The 26,917-nt window shown below is 32.6% G+C and carries 26 protein-coding genes and 1 tRNA gene; 4 read left to right on the plus strand and 23 right to left on the minus strand.

The window, feature by feature from the left end; translation table 11 throughout:
* Positions 1-179: 179 nt before the first annotated feature.
* A complete protein-coding gene (gene tmaR / locus J3T98_RS04865) occupies positions 180-500 on the plus strand; it encodes a PTS system regulator TmaR (protein WP_065562399.1) in 321 nt (106 codons plus the stop codon).
* 62 nt (positions 501-562) lie between these two features.
* On the opposite strand, the gene yciH is transcribed toward tmaR, so the two are convergent.
* The 7 genes from yciH to tmk are packed head-to-tail and all read right to left on the minus strand — an operon-like array spanning position 563 to position 7,183.
* Complete coding sequence (yciH, locus tag J3T98_RS04870; RefSeq protein ID WP_065562400.1) at positions 563-883, minus strand: stress response translation initiation inhibitor YciH; 321 nt, start codon at positions 881-883, stop codon at positions 563-565.
* Between the two features lie 5 nt (positions 884-888).
* Positions 889-1,593 carry an orotidine-5'-phosphate decarboxylase gene (gene pyrF, locus J3T98_RS04875; protein ID WP_065734751.1) on the minus strand — a complete coding sequence of 235 codons (705 nt, stop codon included), beginning with the start codon at positions 1,591-1,593 and terminating at the stop codon, positions 889-891.
* A 30-nt stretch (positions 1,594-1,623) separates the two neighbouring features.
* Complete coding sequence (locus J3T98_RS04880; protein ID WP_267362271.1) at positions 1,624-2,799, minus strand: hypothetical protein; 1,176 nt, start codon at positions 2,797-2,799, stop codon at positions 1,624-1,626.
* Positions 2,792-4,078, minus strand: coding sequence for a DUF459 domain-containing protein (locus J3T98_RS04885; protein ID WP_267357439.1), 1,287 nt, complete (start codon positions 4,076-4,078; stop codon positions 2,792-2,794). Before J3T98_RS04885 ends, J3T98_RS04880 begins: the two co-directional genes overlap by 8 nt.
* A gap of 18 nt (positions 4,079-4,096) precedes the next feature.
* Entirely contained in the window at positions 4,097-5,497 is a 1,401-nt protein-coding gene (locus tag J3T98_RS04890; protein ID WP_267357437.1) for an MBOAT family O-acyltransferase, read from the minus strand.
* Between the two features lie 58 nt (positions 5,498-5,555).
* Positions 5,556-6,572, minus strand: coding sequence for a DNA polymerase III subunit delta' (gene holB / locus J3T98_RS04895; protein ID WP_081299474.1), 1,017 nt, complete (start codon positions 6,570-6,572; stop codon positions 5,556-5,558).
* A complete protein-coding gene (gene tmk / locus J3T98_RS04900) occupies positions 6,557-7,183 on the minus strand; it encodes a dTMP kinase (RefSeq protein WP_065562405.1) in 627 nt (208 codons plus the stop codon). The genes holB and tmk overlap by 16 nt, the downstream gene beginning before the upstream one ends.
* A 461-nt stretch (positions 7,184-7,644) precedes the next feature.
* On the opposite strand from tmk, the gene J3T98_RS04905 reads away from it, so the two are divergent.
* The 3 genes from J3T98_RS04905 (at position 7,645) to frdD (ending at position 9,357) form a co-directional block, all read left to right on the plus strand.
* The gene (locus J3T98_RS04905; protein WP_267362273.1) at positions 7,645-8,169 is read left to right on the plus strand and encodes a hypothetical protein; all 525 of its coding nucleotides are present in this window, start codon (positions 7,645-7,647) and stop codon (positions 8,167-8,169) included.
* Positions 8,170-8,554: 385 nt separating this feature from the next.
* A complete protein-coding gene (locus tag J3T98_RS04910) occupies positions 8,555-8,986 on the plus strand; it encodes a hypothetical protein (protein WP_065562410.1) in 432 nt (143 codons plus the stop codon).
* Between the two features lie 14 nt (positions 8,987-9,000).
* Positions 9,001-9,357: a fumarate reductase subunit FrdD gene (frdD, locus tag J3T98_RS04915; RefSeq protein ID WP_220225200.1), complete on the plus strand. Its 357-nt coding sequence runs from the start codon at positions 9,001-9,003 to the stop codon at positions 9,355-9,357.
* A 63-nt stretch (positions 9,358-9,420) separates the two neighbouring features.
* On the opposite strand, the gene J3T98_RS04920 is transcribed toward frdD, so the two are convergent.
* The 16 genes from J3T98_RS04920 to nuoK form a co-directional block, all read right to left on the minus strand.
* Positions 9,421-10,281, minus strand: a complete 861-nt coding sequence (locus J3T98_RS04920; protein ID WP_267362274.1) for a hypothetical protein — start codon at positions 10,279-10,281, stop codon at positions 9,421-9,423.
* Between the two features lie 69 nt (positions 10,282-10,350).
* Positions 10,351-12,096 (minus strand): microcin C ABC transporter ATP-binding protein YejF, encoded by a 1,746-nt coding sequence (gene yejF, locus J3T98_RS04925; RefSeq protein ID WP_267362275.1) that lies wholly within the window; start codon positions 12,094-12,096, stop codon positions 10,351-10,353.
* The gene (locus J3T98_RS04930; protein WP_267357416.1) at positions 12,093-13,124 is read right to left on the minus strand and encodes a microcin C ABC transporter permease; all 1,032 of its coding nucleotides are present in this window, start codon (positions 13,122-13,124) and stop codon (positions 12,093-12,095) included. Before J3T98_RS04930 ends, yejF begins: the two co-directional genes overlap by 4 nt.
* On the minus strand, positions 13,124-14,212 hold the full coding sequence (locus J3T98_RS04935) for a microcin C ABC transporter permease YejB (protein WP_065562415.1): 1,089 nt from the start codon (positions 14,210-14,212) through the stop codon (positions 13,124-13,126). Before J3T98_RS04935 ends, J3T98_RS04930 begins: the two co-directional genes overlap by 1 nt.
* A gap of 1 nt (position 14,213) precedes the next feature.
* Positions 14,214-16,160, minus strand: coding sequence for an extracellular solute-binding protein (locus J3T98_RS04940; RefSeq protein WP_267362277.1), 1,947 nt, complete (start codon positions 16,158-16,160; stop codon positions 14,214-14,216).
* 591 nt (positions 16,161-16,751) lie between these two features.
* The gene (locus J3T98_RS04945) at positions 16,752-16,985 is read right to left on the minus strand and encodes a hypothetical protein (protein ID WP_267362278.1); all 234 of its coding nucleotides are present in this window, start codon (positions 16,983-16,985) and stop codon (positions 16,752-16,754) included.
* 37 nt (positions 16,986-17,022) lie between these two features.
* The gene (locus J3T98_RS04950; RefSeq protein ID WP_220225208.1) at positions 17,023-17,538 is read right to left on the minus strand and encodes a ClbS/DfsB family four-helix bundle protein; all 516 of its coding nucleotides are present in this window, start codon (positions 17,536-17,538) and stop codon (positions 17,023-17,025) included.
* Between the two features lies 1 nt (position 17,539).
* Positions 17,540-17,857, minus strand: a complete 318-nt coding sequence (locus J3T98_RS04955; RefSeq protein WP_065562418.1) for a chorismate mutase — start codon at positions 17,855-17,857, stop codon at positions 17,540-17,542.
* An 84-nt stretch (positions 17,858-17,941) separates the two neighbouring features.
* Positions 17,942-18,017 (minus strand) — tRNA-Ala (locus J3T98_RS04960).
* Between the two features lie 120 nt (positions 18,018-18,137).
* Entirely contained in the window at positions 18,138-19,136 is a 999-nt protein-coding gene (secF, locus tag J3T98_RS04965) for a protein translocase subunit SecF (protein WP_416380083.1), read from the minus strand.
* A gap of 12 nt (positions 19,137-19,148) precedes the next feature.
* Positions 19,149-21,005 carry a protein translocase subunit SecD gene (gene secD / locus J3T98_RS04970; protein ID WP_267362279.1) on the minus strand — a complete coding sequence of 619 codons (1,857 nt, stop codon included), beginning with the start codon at positions 21,003-21,005 and terminating at the stop codon, positions 19,149-19,151.
* Positions 21,006-21,050: 45 nt separating this feature from the next.
* Positions 21,051-21,380 carry a preprotein translocase subunit YajC gene (yajC, locus tag J3T98_RS04975; RefSeq protein WP_065562420.1) on the minus strand — a complete coding sequence of 110 codons (330 nt, stop codon included), beginning with the start codon at positions 21,378-21,380 and terminating at the stop codon, positions 21,051-21,053.
* Between the two features lie 123 nt (positions 21,381-21,503).
* Positions 21,504-23,006: an NADH-quinone oxidoreductase subunit N gene (locus J3T98_RS04980; RefSeq protein ID WP_267362280.1), complete on the minus strand. Its 1,503-nt coding sequence runs from the start codon at positions 23,004-23,006 to the stop codon at positions 21,504-21,506.
* 207 nt (positions 23,007-23,213) lie between these two features.
* Positions 23,214-24,752 carry a complex I subunit 4 family protein gene (locus J3T98_RS04985; protein ID WP_267362281.1) on the minus strand — a complete coding sequence of 513 codons (1,539 nt, stop codon included), beginning with the start codon at positions 24,750-24,752 and terminating at the stop codon, positions 23,214-23,216.
* Between the two features lie 17 nt (positions 24,753-24,769).
* Positions 24,770-26,617, minus strand: a complete 1,848-nt coding sequence (locus J3T98_RS04990) for an NADH-quinone oxidoreductase subunit L (protein ID WP_267362282.1) — start codon at positions 26,615-26,617, stop codon at positions 24,770-24,772.
* Entirely contained in the window at positions 26,614-26,916 is a 303-nt protein-coding gene (gene nuoK, locus J3T98_RS04995) for an NADH-quinone oxidoreductase subunit NuoK (protein ID WP_267362283.1), read from the minus strand. Before nuoK ends, J3T98_RS04990 begins: the two co-directional genes overlap by 4 nt.
* Position 26,917 lies beyond the last annotated feature (1 nt).

Here is a 26,917-nt window from a genome sequence, read left to right on the forward strand (position 1 = left end):
ATAAAAATATTATTATTTCATACTTCAAAAAATTTGATTTAAAACAAAACTCAGCAAGCTTGATTGATATTTAAATTTAACATTTTTCAATAAAAGTATATTTAGTATGACCTTAAAAAATTATTGGTATATAATTAACTCAGAATCGTTTTCCATTTTTTAGAAATAAGGGGTTATAGATGGACAAGGAAAAATCAGCCGCACCATCATTTCAAGATGTACTTGAATATATTCGTTTATCACGTCGTTTAAATAAATTAAAACGTGAAATTTCAGATAACGAGAAAAAAATTCGTGATAACCAAAAACGTGTGCTATTACTTGAAAATTTAAGTGATTACATTAAACCTGATATGACTTACGAAGAACTTCAAGCTATTATTGCTAATATGAAGAGTGATTATGATGATCGTGTTGATGATTATATAATCAAGAATGCTGAAATTTCTAAAGAAAGACGTGAAATCAGCAAAAAAATGCGTAGTTACCGTTCTAATTAATGTTTTTATGTATAACAACGCCCTTTTTCTTAATAGGGCGTTATTACTTTATTTTTAAACAATTAACCGCCAGCAAATTTGACTTTAAAACCTTTATCTTCTAATAATGATTTTAATAGTTCACGTTTGTCGCCTTGAATTTCAATTTTCCCGTCTTTAACTGAACCACCGCAACCACAACGCTTTTTCAGCTCAGCTGCTAATTGCATCAACTGAGAATCCTCTAAATCGAATCCCTCGATAACACAAACTCCTTTACCTTTACGCCCTGATGTCTGGCGTGAAATACGAATAAAACCATCGCCTTTAATACGAGGTTTAGCAGCCTGCTTTGGCGTAATTCGACCATGTTCAGTTGAATAAACAATAGCGTTATCAGACATAATTATTAACTCTTTGATAAATCTAGTGTTGTTAAAATAGCATGTAATGCTTTGGTTGGGTCTTCCGCTTGAGTAATAGGACGCCCAATAACTAAATAATCTGAACCAGCAGCTTGTGCGCGTTGAGGTGTCATAATACGGCGTTGATCATCAGGTGTTGATCCTGCTGGACGAATTCCTGGAGTAACTAATTTAAAATCACTTCCTAGTCTAGTTCTAAAACTTTGTACTTCTTTAGCAGAACATACAACTCCATCGAGTCCGCAATTCTTTGCCAGTAATGCCAGCTTTGTTGCTTGCTCTAATGGTGAAACGTTAATACCTATTTCTTTAAGATCAGAAGACTCCATACTCGTTAATACAGTCACTGCGATTAACATTGGTGCATCCTTACCGTATGAATAAAGCGCATCTTTTGCAGCTTCCATCATACGAGCGCCACCACTAGCGTGAACATTTGTCATCCAAACACCTAAATCGGCAGCTGCAGCTACTGCTTTAGCAACAGTGTTAGGAATATCATGGAATTTAAGATCCAAAAAGATATCAAATCCTTTTTGTTTTATTTGCCTAATAAAGTCAGGACCTGCATGAGTAAATAATTCTTTGCCTATTTTAAGACGACAATCTTTTGGATCAACTTGGTCTATAAAGTTCCATGCTGACTTAGTATCTGAAAAATCAACAGCAACAATGATTGGAGATGACATAACTTATTTATTCCTTTTTAATTATATATTCTATCTTTTCTTCTTAATAAACTCATTAAAACCTTTATAGAAAATTTTAGCACTTTCTTTGTATCCTTGTAAGGTTTGATGTACTAAATCTGGTCGAGTCAGTCCACGTTTTTGCCAAACTTTAACTGAACCAGCTCCCCCCATAGCTGCTTGCCAATTCCAATATAGTGTCCTTTCAGATTTAGCTACTTGCTTTTGAATACTCATAATTGCTAAAAATGATTTAGGGATACTATTTTCATTTACCATTGTATCTGGTGGTGTCATCAATAAAATGGCTGCATTAGGTAATGCTCTACGAATTTGGCGAATATTATTCACTAAGTTTTTGCGGTAATCATTAACATCTAAAGTTTCATCAAAACTTTCATTTGTTCCGTATTCAAGAATAACTAAATCACTTTTTGAAGCAGATAATTCTTTCAACCAACTTGAACCCCATTTTTGCCATATGCTCTGTTTAGCGCCATTAGTTGCAATTGAAGATACAATAACCCCTGATTTTTTTGAGCGATTTAACCAAATTCCTCCAATTTCAACATCACGGCTTCCTTTAATCGTAAAAGGGTTTTTAGTCACAAATGACACCGTTTGCCAAATACTACTTTTGGGTAAATAACTTATATTTATTTTTTTACCGTCAGCATCATAAATACTCAATAAATTAGGGGTATTCTTCAATGCTTTGAAGGTTAATTTTACTTGCCAATTTTTGTTATCTAAACTTTTTGGTATTATTTGTATAGTGGCTGAATCGTTAGTCGCTTTTGCAATAAATCCACCCATTGGAAAATCTACGTCACTTACTGTACGGCTACTTATTACACGCCAATCTTTTACTTTCCAACCAACTGCTGTATGGTTTTGACCTTTAATGGCAACAGGTGTAACCCAACCAATTCCGGCATCACCATATTTTTGTTGCATTAATGTTCGAAACTCACCAGTAAAAAAATCTGCTGCTGAATGCGAATCTCCAAATTGTGTAATATTAACGACTTGGTTAACATTTCTATTTCTAGCTAAGGAATTTAAACGTTGAGCAAATTGCTTTGCATTTGGGTCACCAAAATCAACAACAGTAGATTGTGCACCAGTTTTACTTTCTGCTACACTGCATCCTACTGAAACAGTGATAGTCACTATAGTAATAATATACTTTAAAAGTTTAATCACTATCGTCATCCTCTAATTGTTTAAAAATGATTTTATCCATAATTGCTTTAGCTAAAATTTTTTGGCCTATAGGTGTAAAATGGATTCCATCATCAACTCTAACTTTTATTTTATCTTTATTAGATTCAATAAAACTATTAAATGTTTCATAAGTACAACCTAATAATTGGTTGGTTGTTAAAAAGTGTTGTTGTCTCTTTTCTACTTCAGATTGATACAGCGTATTTAAATAAACCATCCCTAAATTTAGTTGCGGTTTGCGCATACAAGGAGCAGCCAGCCAAAGCACTTGAACATTATGTTCACTAGCACTATTTAAAATTGTGGCGATACGTAAACGGTATTGTTCTTCCCACAACTCAGATTTAAATTTAACGTATTTAGCATAACCTTTTACAGGAAAGTCCCAAGGATCATTAGGTCCTAAAAAAACAACAAGTAACTTGATAGAAGGATCGGCAATTAAATTATCATTGATTGTTTTTGGCCAATTGAAAGCCTTTGGATAAGCGAGTCCAGTACTTTGTTTGCTTAGATTCACACTTTCTATTTTATATTGTTTAAATAACATTTTTTTAACATATGGTGCAACGCCTTGCATCAAAGAGTCGCCAACAAACAATACTTTGTCATTTTGAGTTAATACAATCGGTAAGGGCTCATGAATTAATGGAATATTTTGAATTTTAGGTGCTTCATCTTTAGCTTCGGTATCTATCTGTTCAGTTGCTGGCGTTCCATCAAACCTAGTTTTGCTTAATTTAGTATTTTCTTGCTTAATTGATATTGGTTGAACATGAATTTTTTGCCTTTTTTTATCTTTTTTAATATTAACCATTTCGGATGGTGAAATAACTAACACATTTGTTACTGGTTGGTTTAAATGTGACTCATCATCAATGGATCTAATGACATTATTTTCATCAATAACTACATCTTTCGAATATTCTTCTACTCGGCCATCAGAATCGTCTAGATCCATTTTTTGGGTCATACTTCCTGAATTAAAGAGATCATGATGATACGTTTGTTGCCAATAAATTAATACCGATTTGTGATAAATTGCTATTAATGCTATTGCGGTAATCAATAGCATAATAAAAACATATTTAGGTGAAAGTGATTCTTTTTGAGTTATTGCAGCTTCTGATACTTTAGTCTTAGCATTATGCTTTCTTGATTGCTCATGTAAGCCATTTTCGAACAAATCAATTTGTTGCCTATTTTTTTGAGGCCTATTTCTTCGTCTATTTTTTGATAATGTTTTTTTATATTTCATTTTTATTATTCATCATAATCAAAAATTAGCATAAATAAAATTTGGCACTCCAGATGGTGCAAAATAGATAGTTAGCCATAATATAAATATAAAAATGATAGGCAAATAAATCCTATTTATTTTGCTAAGTTGTAAAGAGCACCAATCAGGAATATTTTTAAATAATGGGTATAACAAAAATATGACACATATACTTAGAAATACCTCAATATAATGTGACTCAATTAAAAAGTTATGACCTAGAGCCGTCAAATAATCTAATGCGTCAGGTAAGCTTACACAATAAAAAAATAACCAAGTAAAACAGATATAATGCCAAGTAATTAATCTAGCAATAATTGGGGAACGTTGAGTAATCCAGCTTCTTCCCATATAACAATCTAATATATTAAGAACAATAATCCCCAAACCATGACATCCACCCCAAATAACAAAATTAATCCCAGCTCCATGCCATAAACCTGACAATAACATAGCTGACATAACATTAATTTGAGTGCGAATAAAACCACGACGATTGCCACCAAGAGGGATATAAATATAATCGCGGATCCAATGAGATAAACTAATATGCCAACGTTCCCAAAATTCGCGGACATTACAGGCTAAATAAGGAAAGTTGAAGTTGATAGGAAGTCGAAAACCTAATAATAAAGCAATACCTGTAACAAGGTCGGTATAACCAGAAAAATTCAGGTAAATTTGTATAGCATAACCGTATAAGCCTACCAATAAATCAAGAGTACTGTATTCTAATGGATTTGAAAAAATCGGAGTTATCCAGTTTTCGCTAATTAATCCACCTAAACAATAAACTTTTATCACGGACAGAATAATTAACGTAAATGCCCGAAAGGGTTCTAAAATCTCTCTAGGTTGACTAACCACAATTTGTGGAATAAATGTTTTTGCTCGATTAATTGGACCCGCAATTATACAAGGAAAAAAGGATAAAAATAAGGCAAAATCCCAGAATTTAGCAACAGGTAATTCTTTCTTTTTTATCGAAACTAAATAGCTTACCGAGTGGAACGTATAAAAGGAGATGCCTATTGGAATAAAAATGGTTATTGCTGGCAATAATATAGATAAATTTAGATAGTTAAGCAATGACTGTAATTCATATCGAAAAAAATCAAAATATTTGAACAATGCTAAATTGATTATTGCGGCACTTAATCCTAAAACCAGCCATATTTTTGCGTGTTGTTTAGACGTTGCAATCATTATTGAAAAGAAATATATCACGCAAGTGTAGCTAAAAAGGATAACAGCAAATTGAACACTATAACTAGCAACAACAAGGTAACTTGAAATCAAAAGTAAATTATTTTGGAATTTTGGTAATAATCTAAAAGCCCAATATATAGCAAAGAGAACTACAAAAATTAGACCAAACTCAATTGATAAATAACTCACTGCAATCCTTTCATATGTAAATCTACTATTGACCTAAAATTTTATTATTCTATAAAGTCTATTTCTGATACCCAATTAATTGTGATTGAGCAAGAACATTATAGACAATCAACTCCCTATTTAACCCATTTATCGATAACAAGTTTTTTGCCTTTAACCACAGTTGATAAAGCGAAATAATTTCATCATTACTTTTTGTGGCAAGTAGCCTAACTAACGGAACCTGATCACGATTCACAATATATCGACCAACTTTCTGTTTAGCTTTTAACGCATCACCTAGCAATGCACAAAACCAAGTGATACGCTCAAAAAATTCCTCATGATTAAATGTCTTTGCTAATTGCCAAAAATTGTTTTGTGGCAAGACATTTAACAAGTTCTCACAAAATAATTTTCGTTGTTGCCAATTTTCGGGTTGCAACAGAAGAGCTGCATTTAGTGGCGCATTTTCACTCAATAACAGAGCAGTGGCAAGCTCATTATCACTGTATAAATCATTATGTATCTTTTTTAACCAATTAATAGATTCTTCTATTTTGGGTATTTTTAAAAAATAACAAAAACAACGGCTATGAATTGTAGGTAAAAATTGACTATTATGGTTATCACTTAAAATAAAATAGGTATTTTCTGGAGGTTCTTCTAACGTTTTAAGCAATGCATTTGCAGCGGCTTCTGTCATAAAAGCAGCATGTCTAATCCAGATGACCTTATTACCGCCCTGTTGGGATTTTTCATAGATTTTTGTAGAAATATTCCGTATTTGATCAATACCAATCGATTGTTTTCCCTGTTCATTTGTTATTTGGTAATAATCAGGATGATGTTGAGATAAAAATAACTGACAACTATGACATTTACCGCATGGTTCCAACTGTTTTGAAGATTGACAGAGTAATCGATTAGCTATTAAGTTGATTAATTCTTCTTCGCCACTACCTTGAATATAATTGATTAACAAAGCATGATGAGCACGATGATTAACAATCGTTTCTGCTAACTGTTCAAAAGGTAATTTAAGCCATGGATATTCGTTGAAAATCATAAAATCGAAACCTAATTTGTTAACCATGAATTTAATGTTGTTTCAATTTGAGCTGTCACTTCTGTAATTGATTTTGATGCATCAATAGTAATGATAGTGTTATCATTTTCAGCTAACTCTAAATAACGCTGACGAATTCGCTCAAAAAAAGGTAGTGATTGTTGTTCAATACGATCAAGTTGCCCTCGAGATCTGGCCCTCATCAATCCAAGTTCTGGTGAAATATCTAAATACAACGTTAAGTCTGGTTTAAAATTACCTAAAACCTGAGAGTGTAGTGTTTCGATAAAAACTCTGTCTAACTCTCGTCCGCCACCTTGATAAGCTTGAGTAGATAAATCATGTCGATCACCAATGACCCATTTCCCCATTTTCAGTGCAGGCTTAATCACGTTATCAACTAATTGAATACGCGCAGCATATAACATAAGTAATTCAGCTTTATCAGTTAATGGCTCATTATCTAAACCATTTTTAATAATATTACGCAATGCTTCAGCAATCGGTGTACCACCCGGTTCACGAGTAAATTGCAGATCGCAAATATGATGTTGATTCAAAACACGCGCAACAGTATTTATGGCTGTCGTTTTACCGGCGCCTTCCAAACCTTCGATGACAATAAATTTGCCTGTCATACTTATTTCCTAAACTAATTAAGCTGATGAACGAGTAAACATTGCGCTATTGTACGCTATTTTTACCAATTATTTTAGTTCGTATCGTAAATACCTTGTTAATAGTTATCAAATATGAGTACTTTTTAATATACCGACATAGTAGAACATCCTGTTTACTTATTAGCGATTCGTTTATAAGATCGAAATAAATCAAAATAAAAATAGTTTGATGTTGTTCATTAATAGGAAAATCATTGAGTATATGAACTTTGTATTTATCGCCTTCTAAAAAAGCGATATTGATTGGTATTTTTCACTCACTTATCATTTGTTTAGTAAGCAATTCATAGTATTATGAATTAGTATTTAACACTGTGTTGCTAGAGAAAATAAAATTTTTAGATTATAAAATCATTAGGCGGATTTCCAACCATACCTGAACAAGAATATAAAACAAAATTAATCTGGAATGCCAAAGAATGAAAAAAATACTCCTACTATTAGTCGCATTTATGTCAATAGTAACATTAACCAGTTGCAACAAAACACCTTTAGAAAAGGTTCTAAAAGATGTAAAAAACAATCATCCTAAAACCATAACCTTATCTGATTATACCAATTTTAAATGGGATGAAGTTTGGTTAATCTATGGCAATATTAGCGGACGTTATATTACATTAATGCGGGAACAAAATATTAATGTTAAGAAAGTAGAATTTTCTGATAAAAATCCTAATTTTGGTAAATATCAAGAGCATTCTGATGCTGTAGTGTATGTATATAATAAAAAAGTTGTCTATTACGAATTTCCTCCGGATAACAGGGATAGGGAGTTTTCTCTTTTAGGTTTTGTAGAACCATATGCACTTTTAGATTTTAACTTAGAAAGAGGACAGATAATAGTTGTTTCCAGTAATAATTCTGAGTTTGAAGTAAAAGATAAAACATTAATCCCCATTAAGCCAATTAAGATCTACGAAAACATGGATAAAAAATTGAAATGATACCTAATGAATTAACAATTCTAGATATTCTGAAAATTTCAAATGCCATGATTTTTATATTTACTTATTGAAATATTATCCCTAATTAAAAAATATAAAAATCTATCGTACACAATTTAGTTTTTATGATATCTAGTGTTTAATCATACTAATTATCTGATTAAAGGTAATTTGTTAATCTCGAAACAATGCGATATAGATTTCTTTTATACTTAATATGAATTAAACCCAACGCACTTTCTGCCTAGTGTTGACAAGTAAAAAACCGATATCATTCGTGACTTTAATTTGACGATATTAATCACTTAGTGTTTATAATACTGAAATGAACATTGATCGCTTAAAAGATTAATAACGTGATAATACTACCTTCATTGAGAATGTTATGATTAAAAAAAATAATGAAAATTATCAATCCAATACTAAGTTAATTAATACTAACAATCAGCCTGAACATATTAATTTATCAAAAAAACAGGCGCGATTTTTTTCAATTGTTAATAAATTAACCCCTTTTTCCATGATTTGGGTAAGTATAATATTGATGTATGGGGTTATTTGTATGTACACAAACGCAATGGGGCAAGACGAGTTTTATCGTTTTATCTTTTTCTTGCAAAAGCCTTTAGTTGTTGTCATCAATTCTATTGCTTTATTACTTGCTTTATTTCATTCAATTAATTGGTTTAGATTAATACCGAAAGTTATTTTTAAGCAAGATTCGCATAAAAAGGGTAAAGTATATTTACTTATTATTGGCTTTTGGTGTGTAACACTTTTACTTTCATATTACTTACTATTATTGATTATTAAATAAGTGGTGTTTGATTAATGAAAAAACAAGAAAATCAACCAATACGCTCTGATTCAACAGTGGCAAAAGGACTATTTGCTTTAGGTGGACTTTGGGCTGCTATTTTTGCTCCCGTGGTATTGGGTATCATTGCATTTATTATCCCTTTTGGTGATGCAATAACGCGTTCATCAATTCTTAAATTAGCCAACACTGAATTAGGCAAACTATTTTTATGCTTAATGATTTCGCTACCAATTTGGTGTGGATTACAACAGATTCTAACTTTGCTGCATCATTTCAACATACATCCAAAACGAGAAAAGCTACTAACTTTCTGTTTAGCATTCGCATGGACTGCTCATGCAATTTATATTTTATTTGTCAGAGCCTAAAGCTACTTTGATATTAATTTATTGGCGCTATCGATTACTTTTGATAACGCCATTTAAATTTGATTAATAATAGGTAATTTGTCGAACAATATTAGTCTGTTTGTTTTTTCTATTTTGTTTAGACTGACTTGCACTAAGCCAATCATTTTTTTCATTAAAAGTTAAGAAATCGGTTATGTAATTTGTTGTATCTTTACCCACCATTGCGTAAGCTGAATGAATGGCCATTAATCGGTTAATTTCATCAAATTGATAAGAGAAATTACTTTCATTTTGGGTTTTATTGCTATATTGCGCTGACACTTTTGCTAATTTATGGTTTTGGTAAGTAAATGAATATACCGAAGCACCTTTTTGAACAGCTCCGACTACATCTCCATTAGCATTCAACTCTTTTAGCTGCCATTGAACATTTTTATTAACTAAACAATTGTTATTATCAAACTGATAATTGTCATTCTCAATAAATGTAAAATCAGGAGCCTTCTTTATTTGTTCCGACGCAATAATACGGCCTTTTTCATCTGTTTTGAATTGAATCGTACTGTTAGTTTTATCTTCAATATCTTGAATAACATTTTGCCAACCAAATTCTGTTTTTTGTAGATGCTCAGAATAAAGTTTTTCATTTTTATCAGAATAAAGGTCGTAATGACTTTCAGTAATTAAGCCATTGGAATCATAATTTAAACTATGTTTCGCAATTGAACGGATCGCACCTGTATCTGATGTGATTGTTGAAGTTCTAACTTCTTGTTTTATACCTTTAGCTTTAGAATCAATAAAATCTAATATTTTGAAGATATAATTATTTGCCTCAACTTTATTTTGCTCAACATCATCAGAACACGTTAATGCCATGACATTTATTGAGACAAATGATAAACATGAAGCAGTTAAAAATCGGAATACTCGTTTTTGCATAATTAACCTGTTTAATCTTTTTTACTAAATTAAATTTTTAATTATGGCCTATACCTAAGCCGTATAAATTTATTTTTTGCGCATTAACAATGCATCTTCCCAATTGACCTTTTTTTCTTCTTCACCATCATGCTTTTCAACCTTTTCTATATTTTCTTCTGTTTCAGCTTTCTGCGTTTTTTCAAGAATATCAGCATGAATTAGGGTTTTAGTCGCTTTTCTAGGTGGTTTATCTAAAAATGAAAGCAAATCTTTTGTATAGTCAGTTTCAGGCGTATAGAAGATTTGTTCACGAGAGCCTTGTTCAATAATTTTTCCCTCTTTCATCACAACAATTTGGTGGCAGAAAGAATAAACTAAGGCAAGATCATGACTAATAAATAGATAACTAAGGTGGTGTTTTTCTTGCAATGATTTAAGCAAATTAATTATTTGCTTTTGAATAGTATGATCTAATGAAGAAGTTGGCTCATCTAAAATCAATAATTCTGGTTGTAAGATTAAAGCTCTAGCAATGGCAATTCGTTGTCGTTGTCCGCCAGAAAATTCATTAGGGTAACGAAAACGCATTTCAGGCTCTAATCCAACTTCTTGCATAATATCAATCATGGCTTGTTCACGCTCTGTTTTACTCAATTTCTTATGAGTAATTAAGCCTTCACTAATAATTTGTTCAACGTTTAAGCGCGGATTAAGTGAAGAGTATGGGTCTTGAAATACCACTTGGATTCGGCTGCGAAACGGTAATAATTTTTTAGCGGATAAATTCTGTATAGGATGGCTATCGAATAAAATATCACCTTGTGATTGAATTAAACGCAAAATAGCTAGTGCAGTAGTACTTTTACCTGATCCTGACTCGCCAACTATACCCACAGTTTCACCTTGGTGCACCGTGAAGCCAATATTATCAACAATTTTCTTCTTTTTACTACTAAATAATCGTTTTTGCGCGATAACTTCAACATTCAGATGATTAACACTGAGCAATATACCCGGTGTATCAGGTAAAGGAACGGGTTCACCACTAGGTTGTGAATTTAATAATGTTTGGGTATATTCTTGTTGAGGGCGCAAAAAGATGCGTTGTTTATTATTGAATTCAACAATTTGCCCATTTTGCATTACTGCCACTTTATCTGCCAGTTTTTTTACAATCCCCAAATTATGTGAAATAAATAGCATACTCATATTAAGTTCTTTTTTAAGTTCTTTGAGTAAATCAATAATTTGTGCTTGAACTGAAACATCTAAGGCTGTAGTTGGTTCATCGGCTATTAATAATTTAGGATGCGTTAAAATTGCCATTGCAATCATGACCCGTTGTCTTTCGCCGCCAGACAATTGATGAGGATAAGCAGAAAGTTTAGTTTTAGGCTCTTTGATTCCAACACGATCTAAATATTGTAAAATCTCCCCCCGAGCAACATTACGTCGCATACCACGATGTAATGATAGTACTTCGTAAAGTTGTTTTTCCACTGTATGTAATGGATTAAGTGATACCATTGGTTCTTGGAATATCATACTTATTTCATTACCACGAATTTTGCGTAACTCTTTTTCAGGCGCATGTAATAACGATTTATCCTCAAAAATAATATCGCCAGATGGATAGATCACCTGCTCTTTGGGTAACAATTTTAAGATCGATAGTGCAGTCACACTTTTACCAGAACCAGATTCACCAACTAATGCAACCGTTTCTTGTTCGCCGATATCAAAGCTAATATTTTCGACAATTTGACTTTGCAAGTCTTGACCAGTTTTAAAAGCAATACTTAAATCAACAATCGATAATAAAGGAGAACTCATTTATATACTCCTTTGGTTGGATCAAATGCATCTCTAATTCCTTCACCAATAAAAATTAAAAGTGACAATAATATAGAAATAACTAAAAAAGAACTAATACCGAGCCATGGTGCTTGTAAATTGTTTTTACCTTGTAGAAGTAATCGACCTAAGGATGGTGAATCAATGGGCAAACCAAAACCTAAAAAATCCAATGCAGTTAAAGTCGAAATTGAACCACAAAGAATAAATGGTAAATATGTTAATGTCGCAACCATCGCGTTGGGCAACATATGTCGAAACATAATTTTACGATCACTCACTCCCATTGCTTTGGCAGCTCGAATATAATCAAAGTTACGAGTACGTAAAAACTCGGCTCGCACAATACCAACTAAAGCCATCCATCCAAATAATACTGTAATAGCTAATAACCACCAAAAATTAAGTGGTAAGATACTTGCAAGTAGAATAATTACAAATAATTCTGGTAATCCGCTCCAAATTTCAATGAATCGTTGTCCCAATAGGTCGACTTTTCCGCCATAATAACCTTGGATTGCACCGATTAGTACACCAATAATGGAAGTGAAGAAAGTTAAAAATACCGCAAAAAACATCGATATTCTAAATCCGTATAAAATATTGGCTAATACATCAAATCCAGCATCAGTTGTGCCAAGCAAATGCGTTTTAGATGGTGGTGTTGGAAATGTGCTAGCTGTATCATGAATTACAGTATTATAGGTATATCGGAATGGAGGCCAAAATATCCAACCATCTGATTCAATCTTATTTTGTACTGCAGGATCTAAATAATTAGTTTGCGTTTGAAACTGCCCACCAAACTCTGTTTCCGGATAAAAATGAAATATTGGCGAATAATAGTTATTTTGATACTTTATGAATATGGGGCGATCATTAAATATAAAATCAGAAAATAGACTTATTATAAATAATATTGAAAATAGCCATAACGAATAATACCCACGTCGATTGCGTTTAAATCGTTGCCAACGTAGCTGATTAATTGAATAGTGCATAGTCATCAGTTGCGAGCCTCAAAGTCAATACGTGGATCAATTAACATATAAGTTAAATCTGATAAAAGTTTAGTGAGTAGGCCAATTAATGTAAATATATATAATGAGCCAAAAATAACAGGATAATCTCGTTGAATAATTGCCTCATACCCTAATAAACCTAATCCTTTAAGTGAAAATATCGCTTCAATAAGTACAGAGCTAGTAAATAAAATTCCGACAAATGAGGTTGGAAAACCCGATACGATAAGTAAGGTTGCATTGCGGAAAACATGTTTATACATAATTTGCCTTTCACTCAAACCTTTAGCTCTAGCAGTCACAACATATTGTTTGCGAATTTCATCTAAGAATGAGTTCTTAGTTAGCATAGTTAATGTTGCAAAACCACTAACCACCATAGCAATAGTTGGTAAGCAAATATGCCAACAATAATCTTTGACTTTGCCCCAAAAATCTAATTGTTCAAAATTATTTGAGATTAATCCTCGAAGCGGGAAAATATCCCAATAACTCCCCCCAGCAAAAAGGACTATTAGCAACACGGCTAATAAAAAAGCGGGTATTGCATAACCAATAATGATTAAAGTACTTGTCCAAAAATCAAATATTGAACCATCTTTAACAGCTTTACGAATCCCTAATGGAATTGAGATTAAATAAATGATTAATGTACTCCATAACCCCAATGAAATAGAAACAGGTAAACTTTTTGCAATTAAACTTAGCACTGATTCACTTTTGAAAAAGCTGTTACCAAAATCAAACTGAATAAATTGTTTCAATGTATTTATGTAGCGTTCCCAGATCGGTTTATCAAAACCATATTGCTTTTCAATCATTGCCACAATTTCAGGATCAAGACCTCGCCCACCCTGATAATTTGATTGTTTTTTTTCTTCTTTCAATATTGTTGGGCTAGTTTCACTGCCTGGTAACAAGGTTTGTCCTGCTTCTGGTCCATTTTCAATCATAGACAATGCTTGATCAACAGGACCGCCGGGTGCGATTTGTACGATAAAAAAGTTGATCGTCAAAATGATTAGCAATGTTGGAATAATTAGCAATAATCGACGGATAAAATAATTCAGCATATTAGTGTTCTCTATTCTTTGATAAGTTAGCTGCTTTATCTTCATCATACCACCAGCTATCAATTCCAATTGCATAAGTTGGTTGTTGGGTTGGCTGGCCAAATTTATTCCAATATGCATAAAAAGTTTTACTGTTATACCACATTGGAATCATCGGATATTCTTGCGTCAAAATTCGATCTAACGCTCGCCCAAGAGGAATTAATTCCTCCTTGTTCCCAACATTTTTAATTATTTCATTAATAATTGAATCAATTGCCTGATTATGTAGGCCTGAACCATTATATGTAGAGTTTAAATATTCGGTTCCCCAAAAAATCATTAAACTTGAAGATGGATAATCTATCGAACTATAATTACGTGGCATCATATCATAATCACGTTCACGCATTCTGCGATTGATCTGTGCGTAATCAAGTGAGATTATATTCATTTTAATACCTAAACGAGCTAAATTTTGCTGGAAAGGAATGGCATATTTGATGTCATCACCAAGATAAGTTAACAACTCAAATTCAAAAGGTTGTTGGGTTTTAGGATTAATTAATTTACCGTCTTTAATGATCCAACCTGCTTCTTCCAATAATTTAGCAGCTGTTAATAAGTTATTGCGATTAAAACCTTGCCCATCACTTTTAGGAATAGTATAAGCTTCATCAAACGCTTGTTCAGGAATAATATCTTTATAAGGAGTTAACCATTTAAGCTCAAGTTCACTCGGTTTACCTTTAGCGGCATAAATAGTATTTTCAAAAAAGCTAGATGGTCTTTTATAACTATCATAATAAAATGCATGATTTAACCATTCAAAATCAAAAGCTAAGGTAATCGCTTTTCGAACTTTTATATCTTTAAAAAAATCTTTCTGCAAATTAAACGCTAACCATTTAGTATCTACTGCTGTTTCAACGATTTTTTCTTTTTTAATGATATCCTTTGAATCAAAGTATTTTCCTTGATATTGAGTAAACCAATTTTTCGGTTGCCCTTCACCTCGAAAATCATACTCCCCAGCTTTAAAAGCCTCTAAAGCTATACTCGTATCCATATAATAATCGATACGTTTTTCATCAAAATTATTTAGACCTCTATTAACTGGTAAATCTTTTGCCCAATAATCAGGATTTCGCTTATAAACGACATACTGTCCCATTTTATAATCACTAATATAATAAGGTCCGCTACCAATCGGAGGAGTACTTACTGGCTCGGAAAAATTACGATCTTTCCAATAATGTTCAGGAATAACATGCATATTACCAACAAAGGATAGTAATTTTTCACGGTCGGCTTCAGGTAAGTCGACACGAACACGATAATCGTCTATGGCTTTAACATTTATCCCTTTGTTGTAAACCCGATATTGTGAAACACCTTCAGTCATAAATTTTTGAAAAGTAAATTCCACATCATGTGCGGTTATTGGCTTACCATCTTGAAAACGCGCATTAGGATTAATTTCTACCTCTGCCCAGCGGTAACTATCTGAATAAGTGATTGAGGTGGCAATTAGTGGATAAAAACTCGAAATATCATCAGCTGTTGTGGTAAATAGAGAATCATATAAGGAGCCTGAATAATGTTCAGGTGCGCCACGGCTTGCGAAACGATTAAAATTATCAAAAGTACCTATTTCATACAATTTAATAATTCCACCTTTAGGAGCATTGGGATTGACATAGTTAAGATGTTCAAAATTTTCAGGGTATTTAGGCTCACCTAACAATGAAAATATAGTTTTGTGATAAATATGTTCATTAGGTTGAGAAGGCTCAACATTATCAATTGATTCTATAGTCTCAGTTGAGGAATTAACCTCTTCTACCGTCTCGGTTTGCAACGTGAGATTTGAGTCTTCGGCATAAGCAGTCATTGAACAAAGGAATAATCCACTCAAACAGCTTGAGATGAATAACCTCTTAATAATTTTTTTTCTTTGACTAATCATCCTAATTTAGTTCCTGTTTTATCTTCAACCTATCAATATGAGATTTTACTTTAATTGAAAATTTTGAATTATCTAAAATACTTAAAATAATACATAGTAAGTTAGCTATTTTGCCAAACTTCAATCAAATGAGCAAAACCTAATTAATAAACTTAATAGCTAATATTAATTATCCCATTAATATTTATCGATATTTGTTTAAGATATATCCTGTTATCGTTAACCGAATATTTTTAGTAGGCAAATGTGATAGCCAATTAAAAAAAGTTGAGGAACGGGGTTTTTGAGTATAAAAATTTAGCAATTTAGCAAATATTCTTTTATTATTCTAATATTAATGGTGATACTCAGCTTGACATTTCAAACAATTGGCTGATAAATATAGGGATATCCTTTTTAATGTGCGAATTATTTTATCAATATTGGGGAAAGTGCCAACCAGTCGAACAATCAAATGATTATTATCTTTTAACTTACCACAATCTAGATGTCGCCGCGTGTAGATACTATATTGTTAAAAATAATGACTTAAAATTAGGATTTATCACGTCTATATAGAAATAAATTTAATAGTTACGTAAAAAAAATCAATTAACATTGATTGGCCAAAGCCAAAATATTTTGGATTGCGGTTTTTGCCTGATGGCTGTTTTTCCAACATGATGATCCGGTTAATAAGGCACCTTTATTCAGTATTTCATCTAAAGTAGTATTACGCAACTTTTCAAATGAATCGAATCCCATCTGTTGTAATCTTTCTATGATTTTATCGCCAACGTATTTTAGTTCTAAAAGGTATTTCTTTTCTTGTTCTGAAAAAGCCATACAGTTCCTTATCTTTTTGGGAATAAATGTTATGATTTTACTGATTTGAATTTAATTTTTTCCATTTTCTAATTTTAGCTCTAAAGGATTTAAATGGTGCAACAGAATTAATGTGGATAAATCGTGCAACAGTCCATGCTGAAGGAAAAGGTTTAGTCCAATTACGCGTGTCTTTTATAAAAAGTGTACTATCATCTAATGAGTTAATCCAATTATTCCAGATAACAAGTTTCTCATTAAATAATTTAATCAGTTCTTGTAATGAATAATCCTGATAAATCTTATAAAAGTGTTGATATAATGTGCCTAACTGATTCCATTTGTAGCCTTCTGCTGGTAATGTTGGGGTTTGTCCAGCAAGTTCAAGATCATCCCAAGACTTAACAAGATCCAACCATCCTAACTGATAAGCAATCATTTGACTTGGAGTTCGATCTACTCCATCTATTAACTTATCTTTATCTAGTTCGGATAATTCGCTGAATTCATCAATAAATAGCTTAGCAGTTTTATTTATCTCATCCAATAGATGCTGTTTGTTTTCATAATTCATCTTATTTATTTGCCTTATTAAAATGTTTCATTTCTTCATTGATAAAATATTTAACTAAGTTAGCATACAATTGTTTAATCACTTCACCATCAAGTCCCAACTCATTAGCCCAAAGCATACGTTGCTCTAACATACTGTTAAAACGAGCTTGAGCCTGCACATCAGTGACATTTTTTTTGAATTGACTTGCAGCTTTAACATACTCGAACCGAGCGGCTAATAATTGAATTACCAAATGATCTATTCTGTCGATTTCAGCTCGAATATCATTCATATCACGACATTCATTAGCTAATATTTTTGAATGGTATTGAATCATATAGAGTACTCAATAGTTAATAGTTTAGCTATGTTAGCACTAGATATATGTATCTGAAAGAATTTGATTTAAGAAATAGGGAATTGGTGGAGCCAAGGGGGATCGAACCCCTGACCTCAACGCTGCCAGCGTTGCGCTCTCCCAGCTGAGCTATGGCCCCAAATAGGTAAAACTTTGGCTAATAATATGCAACTAGTTAGAGGGTGTCAAATAGTTTGGTATTATTCGCTTAAAAAACAGTCTAATAAAGCTCTGCCAAACCATGACAGAGCATAAATAATTAACGAATAATTGCGTTTTGATCTGCACCTTCAACTTCAACTTTTGGTGGCATAAAGTGCTCACGTTTAACACCCAACTTAAGTGACATATATGCAGCCACATAGATTGATGATATCGTGCCTAACACAATCCCTACGCCTAATGTTTCAGAAAAACCTTTTAACATTGAACCGCCAAATATATACAAAATAATAACAACAGCTAAGGTTGTACCTGATGTCATTAAGGTTCGATGTAATGTTTGAGTTAGTGAGATGTTGATCACATCGTATGGCGACGCACGTCGAATTTTTCTAAAATTCTCACGAATTCGGTCAAATACAACGATGGTATCATTTAGCGAATAACCAATGATAGATAACATCGCTGCGATAATAGTCAAATCTAACTCTCGATTAAATAACGATAAATATCCTGCGGTTATTACAACGTCATGCGCTAATGCGACAACAGCACCGGTACCAAATCGCCATTCAAATCGAAACGCAATGTAGATTAAAATACAGATTAAAGCAGCACAAATCGCTAATATTCCATCTTGAGCTAATTCAGTACCAACTGTTGGGCCAACGAATTCAATTCGTTTAATTTCAGCATTACTATCAATATTTTTATGCACTAAATTTGAAATTTTCATACCTAATGCATTATCAATCGTTGATGATACACTACCTTCACTTTGGTTGGCAGTTGGTAGTCGAATAATGATATCTTTACTGCTACCATAATATTGAACGATTGGTTCATGATAGCCCTCATCACGTAAACTGTTACGTAGGTCATCAAGGTTTATAGCTTTAGTAACGGTTAACTCAACAGTTGTCCCACCAGTAAAATCTTGTCCAAGATTAAATCCTTTAACAAAAATTATTACAAATGACGCCACAACTAATATCATTGAGATGGCAAAAGCAATAAAACCAAATTTTAAAAAGTCGAGGACTCTGCGGCCATGATTTAGCTCTCTAACATCATGATTTTCTTTTTTATCAACAATCACAATAAACCTCTAAATTGATAACTTATCAACACGACGACCACCATAAATAAGATTGGCCAATGCTCGAGTCCCTACGATCGAGGTAAACATCGATGTTACAATACCGATACCTAATGTAATAGCGAAGCCTTTAATTGAGCCAGTACCAACCGCATAAAGAATAACCGCAGTAATCAGTGTGGTGATATTGGCATCAAAAATACTACTCCAAGCACCTGCATAACCTTCGCTAATTGCGTGTTGAACACCTCGTCCGTTACTTAGTTCTTCTTTTATTCGCTCGTTAATCAATACATTAGCATCGACTGCCATACCTACGGTTAAAACTATACCGGCAATACCTGGCATACTCAATGTCGCACCTGGTAATAATGACATGGTACCAACAATCAAAATTAAGTTCGCTACCAGTGCAAGACTTGCAAATACTCCAAATAGGCGATAAACCACCAGCATAAATATGACAGAAATTAATAATCCCCAAACACAAGATTCTAAGCCTTGTGTGATATTTTCTTGCCCCATTGAAGGACCAACTGTTCGTTCTTCAATTATTTGAATCGGAGCAATCAACGCACCAGCTCTAAGTAATAATGATAAATTCTTAGCTTCATCAATACTACTTATGCCTGTTACTTGGAATCGGTCACTAAAAATACCTTGGATAGTTGCGACATTGATGACTCTCTCTTGTTTTTCAAGAATAGGTTTATCATTTTCATCACGTTTTCCAGTATCTTTATACTCGACAAAAAGTGTTGCCATTGCTTTTTTCAGATTTTTTTGCGTGAAACCAAGCATGGTTTTACCACCAGCACTATCAAGAGTGATAGAAACCTCTGGTTGGCTATATTCGTTTACTCTATATGAAGAATCGGTAATATGATCACCTGTTAATACTACACGTTTATAAAGTAAAACTGGTCGGCCGTTTTCCATATATTTTATTTCAGAACCATATGGAACACGCATATTGCCGTTTAAAATTGCAGCTAAGTCAATTGAGCTATCATCATTCACTTGCCTAAATTCAAGGGTAGCTGTCGCGCCTAAAATGCGTTTAGCCAATGCAGTATCTTGGATACCTGGTAATTCAACCACAATACGATCTGAGCCTTGGCGTTGAACAATTGGTTCAGCCACACCTAACTGATTAACTCGATTACGTAAAATGGTAGTATTTTGTTGAACTGCATCATTTTTCGCTTGTTGCAGTCTCTGTTGACTAACACTAATGACAATGCTGTTTTCATCTTGTGAAGTTAACTCATAATCTTGTAATCCATTGATCTTAGTAATAGCTTTATTTCGATCTTCAACATTATCAAATTGCATTGTTATTTGTTGATTAGGATTTTTGCTGATTGTTTTATATACAAGATTGTTTTTATTAAACTCTGCTTTTAAATTTTCAATCGACTGGTCTGTCAATTTACTTAATGCAGTAGTCATATCTACTTCCATTAAGAAATGAACACCGCCGCGCAAATCGAGGCCTAATTTCATTGGCTCGGCGCCAATCACAGCTAACCACGATGGTGTTGCTGGTGCTAGATTTAGCGCAACAGTATAATCTTCACCTAATTCTTGTGATATTAATTCTTTAGCTTTAAGCTGAGTATCATTATCACTTAATCGAATTAAAATAGATTTATTTTCATATACGAGTGATTTAGGTTCAATTTTGTTTTTCACCAAAAGTTGCTTAACTTTATCTTGCATAGCAACATTAATTTCGGTACCGTTTAAACCTGAAATTTGTATAGCAGGATCTTCACCATAAATATTTGGAAGCGCATAAAGCAGGCCGACGCAAATTACGACGACCAACATAATGTACTTCCACAAAGGATAGCGATTTAGCACGACATTTTCTCTTGTGGAATTAGATAATTAATACAATGAAATTTATTATAATGATTTCATTGTTCCTTTTGGTAAAACAGATGTGATAAAGTCACGTTTGATAACAACTTCTGTTGTATCATTTAACTCTAACGCAATATAACCATTGTCGTTAACTTTTGAAACTCGACCAATAAGTCCACCATTAGTTAATACTTCATCACCTTTAGAAATTGATGCCATTAACTCACGATGCGCTTTAGCGCGTTTTTGTTGTGGGCGCATAATCATAAAATAGAAAAATAACCCGAATACCACTAACATAATTGGCATTAAATAATCAGCACCAGGCTGAGCGCCATCGGCTGCATATGCATTAGAAATAAAAAAGTCCATATCGGTCCTCTTAATTATTACAAAAATATTAAAGTTCAGAATTATAACACAATAAATATGTCGATAATTAACTATTTCTTGTCAATGTCTTTTTAATCAATCTCAAGAAAGTAACAAAAATAATTAAGTCGTTAAATATTGAGCCATACTAACTAAGTTAACTAACCATTTTGGATAGACACCACATACAATCGTTAAAACTGCTGCAAGAACAATTAGTAATTCGCTCATTTTTATATCCTGCCATTTTAATCTGATGTTCGAATTCAGCTGCTCATCATTGGATGGTTTGATATAAAGGTTGAGAATAAGTCTTGCATAAAAATAAAGTCCTAGTGTGCTACCAATAACCACTGCCGCAATTAACCACCATAATTCAGCCGTTACACCCAACAATATTAGAAGGAAACGCCCAACAAAACCAGCTGTCAGTGGAGCACCGGCTAAAGAGAGTAAACCTATACCCATTGCTAATGCTAAAACAGGACGACGCCAGAATAATCCTGAAAGATCGACTTCGTTTTCATGATCCTGTAACTCGTTGGAATGTGATTCTAAACTGATCACGCCCAAAATACAGATATTGGCAAGAATGTAACCAATCAAATATACACCAATGGTTTCTAAGGCCAATACTTGATATTGCACCGCAATTAAAGCAAGTAATAAATAACCAAAGTGAGCTACGGATGAATAAGCTAATAAACGCTTTAAGCTACTTTGCATTAAAGCAGATAAATTACCCCATAGTATTGAACAAAAAGCCATAATCACCAAAATAATACGAATTGTTTCATTATTAACAATTGGCGCAAGTAAAAATAATCTGGCAATAGCACAAAATACTGCCACTTTTCCTACTGTTGATAATAATAATGCTACTACAGTCGGCGCACCTTGATAAACGTCAGGCAACCAAAGTTGAAAAGGTACCAGTGAAAGCTTAAAACCAATTCCCACTAATATTAAACAAATGCCAATTAATAATAATGTACTTTGATAATTCATGGTTGAAAGCTGGTAACTTAAACCACTAAATGTAAGCTCTCCAGTTGTTGCATAGTAGAAGGCTATTCCCATTAACAAAAATGAACTAGCTATTGCAGATAGAATCATATATTTAATCGCAGCTTCTAACGCATGTGTTTGTATATATTGATAACCGATCAATCCAATAAATGGTATCGAAAGTAATTCTAAGCCTAGGAAGAATGACATTAAATGACTTGCATAAACTAAAGTTACGCCGCCTAATGCCATAAGTAATAAAATTACATAGAATAAACCATGTACGACCAGTTCTTGTACAAACCATTGATAAGCGAGTGAAGCAACTACAATAGAAATAATCAAAATCAAACTGGTATAAAGTAATCCATAGCCATCACAGGTAAATAACGCTGTAATTTGATGAGCACGCCATTTATTATCAGTATTATCATCAGCTTGTGTAGTATCAATAACATTCTGAGGTGGGCCTACAAAATCTTGTTGAACCATAGGTTCAGAGTTCTGGTCATTTTGAGGGGATGATGTTTCCGTTGGAACTTCATCAACGGCTATAGTTTGCTCACTTGATAAATCAGTATCAGTTGAACCTTGTGAAGTAGGTACAGATATTTGCATATTGTCACTACTAATATCAGTTATTGCGGGTGTGTTATGAGAAATTTTAAAGCCTAGAATTGATGAACAAATTAAAGCGCATATCAACCCTGATATAGCTAAAATAGCGCATTTTTTAGTTCCTACTTTAAAAACAAAAAGCGCTATGAGCAAAACAATTATGGCAAAGCTCAATATGAATATTGGCAATAAAGCTATCATAAATTTTTACTCTCCCACTTGTTCTGCTGTTATATACTGCTGTGTTTGGTTGACAGTAGAATAAGATATATCTAACACTATCTTAGGGTACAACCCGATAAAAATTAGAACAATCAACACACTAGATAATAATAAAATATCTTTTTTACTTAAAAAGTGTTTGGTTACATCTACTTTATCAACTACTCCATAAAAAATAGGTTGCATACGAATAATTAAGGAAATTGACAGTAACAGCAACCCAATTACCAACAAAATTGTATAATATGAATAAGAGGTATAACTACCTAATAACATCATATAATTACCAACAAAATTAGCTGTACCTGGTATGCCTAATACAGCTAACATAAAAAATAAAGTAAAAGAGGACAGATATCTCACTTGCTCTTTTAATCCAATCAATTGGTTTATATTCCGAGTTAAATAGCATTCAGCCAATAATCCGCTAATCATAAACATGCCAACGATAGCTAGGTTTATGGCTATCATTTGAATAACAACGCCTTGAAATGCTATTACAGATCCACTATAAATAATTGTAGTAACAAATCCCATTAACGCGATATGGATATAAGCAATTAATTTTTTTATATCTGTTTGGTTAAATGCTAGTAAAGCAGCATAAAAAACAGTAAACATAGCTAGTATTGAAATAACAGGCATAATGGCCAAAGACGCGTTTGGAAAAAGGGGAATTACAAAACGTAATAAACCAAATGTTGCCGTATTAAGTAATAAACCACTTATCATCATTGAACCACTTGTTGAAGATTCAATATGTGCTTCAATAAACCAATTGTGAAAAGGAACTAAAGGAATACGAATAAGGAAGGCTGCTAGAAATCCTAACATTAATAAAAATTCAGTATTACTTGAAATTGGTGTTTTAGTTAAAATTTGATAGTCAAAAGTCCATTGACCGGTTAAATTCCAATTAATTAGTGCTAATGAAACAATAGATATTAGCATTAATAAACTACTTATTTGTGTGTAGATTAAAAATTTATTAGCACCATTGAAGCGTTGTGAATTTAAATCTCTCCTTCCCCACAATGAAATTAAGAAATAAATCGGAATAGCTACCGCTTCCCAGAAGAAAAACATCAAAAACAGATCAGTAATGACAAATAACATCATAATGGCTGATGTCATAAATAATACACATAAGTAAAATAGCCCAAGGTTATTTAGGTTTTCTTTGCTAGAATAAATAATAACTAGTAGTACAATGAAAAGTGTCGAAGTAATTACTACCAACGATAGACCATCCAATAGAAGATGAAAATGGATACCAAGTAATGGGATCCAGTCATAATTAACCTCTTTACTCCAACTTGTATCTGGTTCTACATTTATTGCATTCGCCCATAAAACTATGGCTAATATTAATGTGATTAATATAGTCGTGAAAGCAACCATAATTGGTAAACGTTGCCAACGCAATTGTACATCAGTTGATACTACGATTCTTTGTAAGAATACTTGACATAACCAACCAATGAATCCGCCAATTACAGGTAAGAAGACAAGCCATAACAACATGAAAGTTCACACCTTTATTAAATAAAAATCAATAACATTAATATAATAATGCTACCTATGACCATTGAAACCATATACCATCGTATCTGTCCATTTTCTAGGCTAACAATATAGGAGTTTATTTTTTTGATTCCCCACATTATCCAGTTGTCCCATATCGCTAATGGATCCTTTTTCAGGAAATCCGCTAAATAGATATAAGGTTTTACGAAGATATTGTTCAAGACAAAATCAAATCGCCAATTGCTTTTACATAATTTTCCTAAAAATTTGACCATCGGAGTATTAAGTATTTCATGAACCTCACTATTAAGATGCCCATAAAGAATATAAGCAATAACTAAACTCAATAAAGTCACTGCACTTAATAATATCCGAAATGGTAACTGTTCCTGAGTATCAAGATGGGCTATTGGAATTATTCCTTGTATTGGCAATGGGAAATAAATAAATAATGCAGTAGTAAATATTAACAATATAAAAATTGGAAAATAATTTATCGTTTTAATTTTTATAATATGATCCATTTTATGGGTATGATGGAAAACTAAAAAGATTATGCGCCAAATACCCAAACTTGATAATAAAACACCTAATAAACCTATGGTGCCAGCCATCAAGCTATCTTGTGCCATTAATCTCCAAATAATATCGCCTTTAATATAAAAAGATGCAGAAATATAAGGGAATGCACTAAGTGAAAGCATTATAATTAGAAAAATAGCATATAATATTGGGTTAGATTTTAATAAACCACCAATTTTGCTAATGTCTCTTTCACCTTGGCATTGTTTTAATAAAATTGCTGAAGCTAGTATTAATAATGTACTGGTTACAGAATAATTTATCAAACAATTTAATGATAAATTCCAACTTTGAGTTGAAAAGGCAAAAAATAGGTAACTAATTTGAGCTAAATTAATATAGGTTATAATTCGTTTTATATCATTTTGAACCAAAGCAATACTACTAGCAAATATAATAGTTAAAGATGCAAATAAAAGCATTATATAAAGTGTATCACTAGACATCATAAACAAATTGCTTAATCTTAAAACAAGATAAACTCCGGCCAATATGACTGTTGAAGACTGTAATAAAGCAACAGCTGGCATTGGTGCTAATGTGGTTTCTGTGAACCATGTATGCATTGGAAAAAGAGCCGATTTACTCATAGCGCCAAGGAACAACATAATGGTGATCCAAAAGATAATATCTGAATCGATAGCTAAATCGTTATGTGCTTTAAATAAAATCTCGCTGATTTTTAATGTTTCTACTGTTTGATAAAGTAAAAATATACCAATAATTAGAAATATGTCGGTTAAATGCATCATAACAAAAGCTTTAACTGCAGCATAACCATTACGAGCCTGTTTGTAATAAATACCAATAAGTAAGTAAGTGCTTATACTCACACCTTCCCAACCGAGTAGCATCACAAACAAATTATCAACAAGCACAACTGTTAACATGCTAGTTATGAGTAAATTACTATATGCATAGAAAGTATAAATATCTTCCCGTGATTTTAGATAACTGGCAGCAAAGATAGAGATCAATAAACCAAAGAAAGAAATTAGCACTAAAAAAGTTAGCGATAACCCATCCAAAGTTAAGGAAATCGGAACTTCAAAATCACCGACAGAAAACCAAGTCCATAGATTTCTTGTATAAACGAGTGTCATATCTGGGACGGTATTGGTAGAAAAATCAATACATGAAAATATTGTTATTAAACCAACAATAGATATAGTACTAATTCCGATTAACTTAACATTAATGGATTGTATTTGTCGCCCAAAACAAACCTGTATTAGAAAAGATAGTAATGGAACAATGATAGTTAAATAAAGTAAATTCATCCTTTCATTTCGCTCAATGAATCAATATTAAAGTTTTTACGTCGATAAATTAATTTAACAAGTAAAGCAAGCCCGACACATATTTGAGTTAAGACAGTAATTACAGCTAAGATAGCTAAAACCCCACCATCTGATTGCTGCCAATAACTACTCGCGACAAACAAAGCTGCTATTGCTCCATTATTCATAATAATAAGGCTTAATAATAAAAAGTAGAGATTTCGTCTAATCATTACACCTAACAGCCCGGTTACAAACAAGATAGAAGCAAAAATTAGCCCATGCATAAGTGGTATCACG

This window comes from Gilliamella sp. B2772 (genome assembly GCF_026536985.1).
Lineage (GTDB): Bacteria > Pseudomonadota > Gammaproteobacteria > Enterobacterales > Orbaceae > Gilliamella > Gilliamella apicola_E.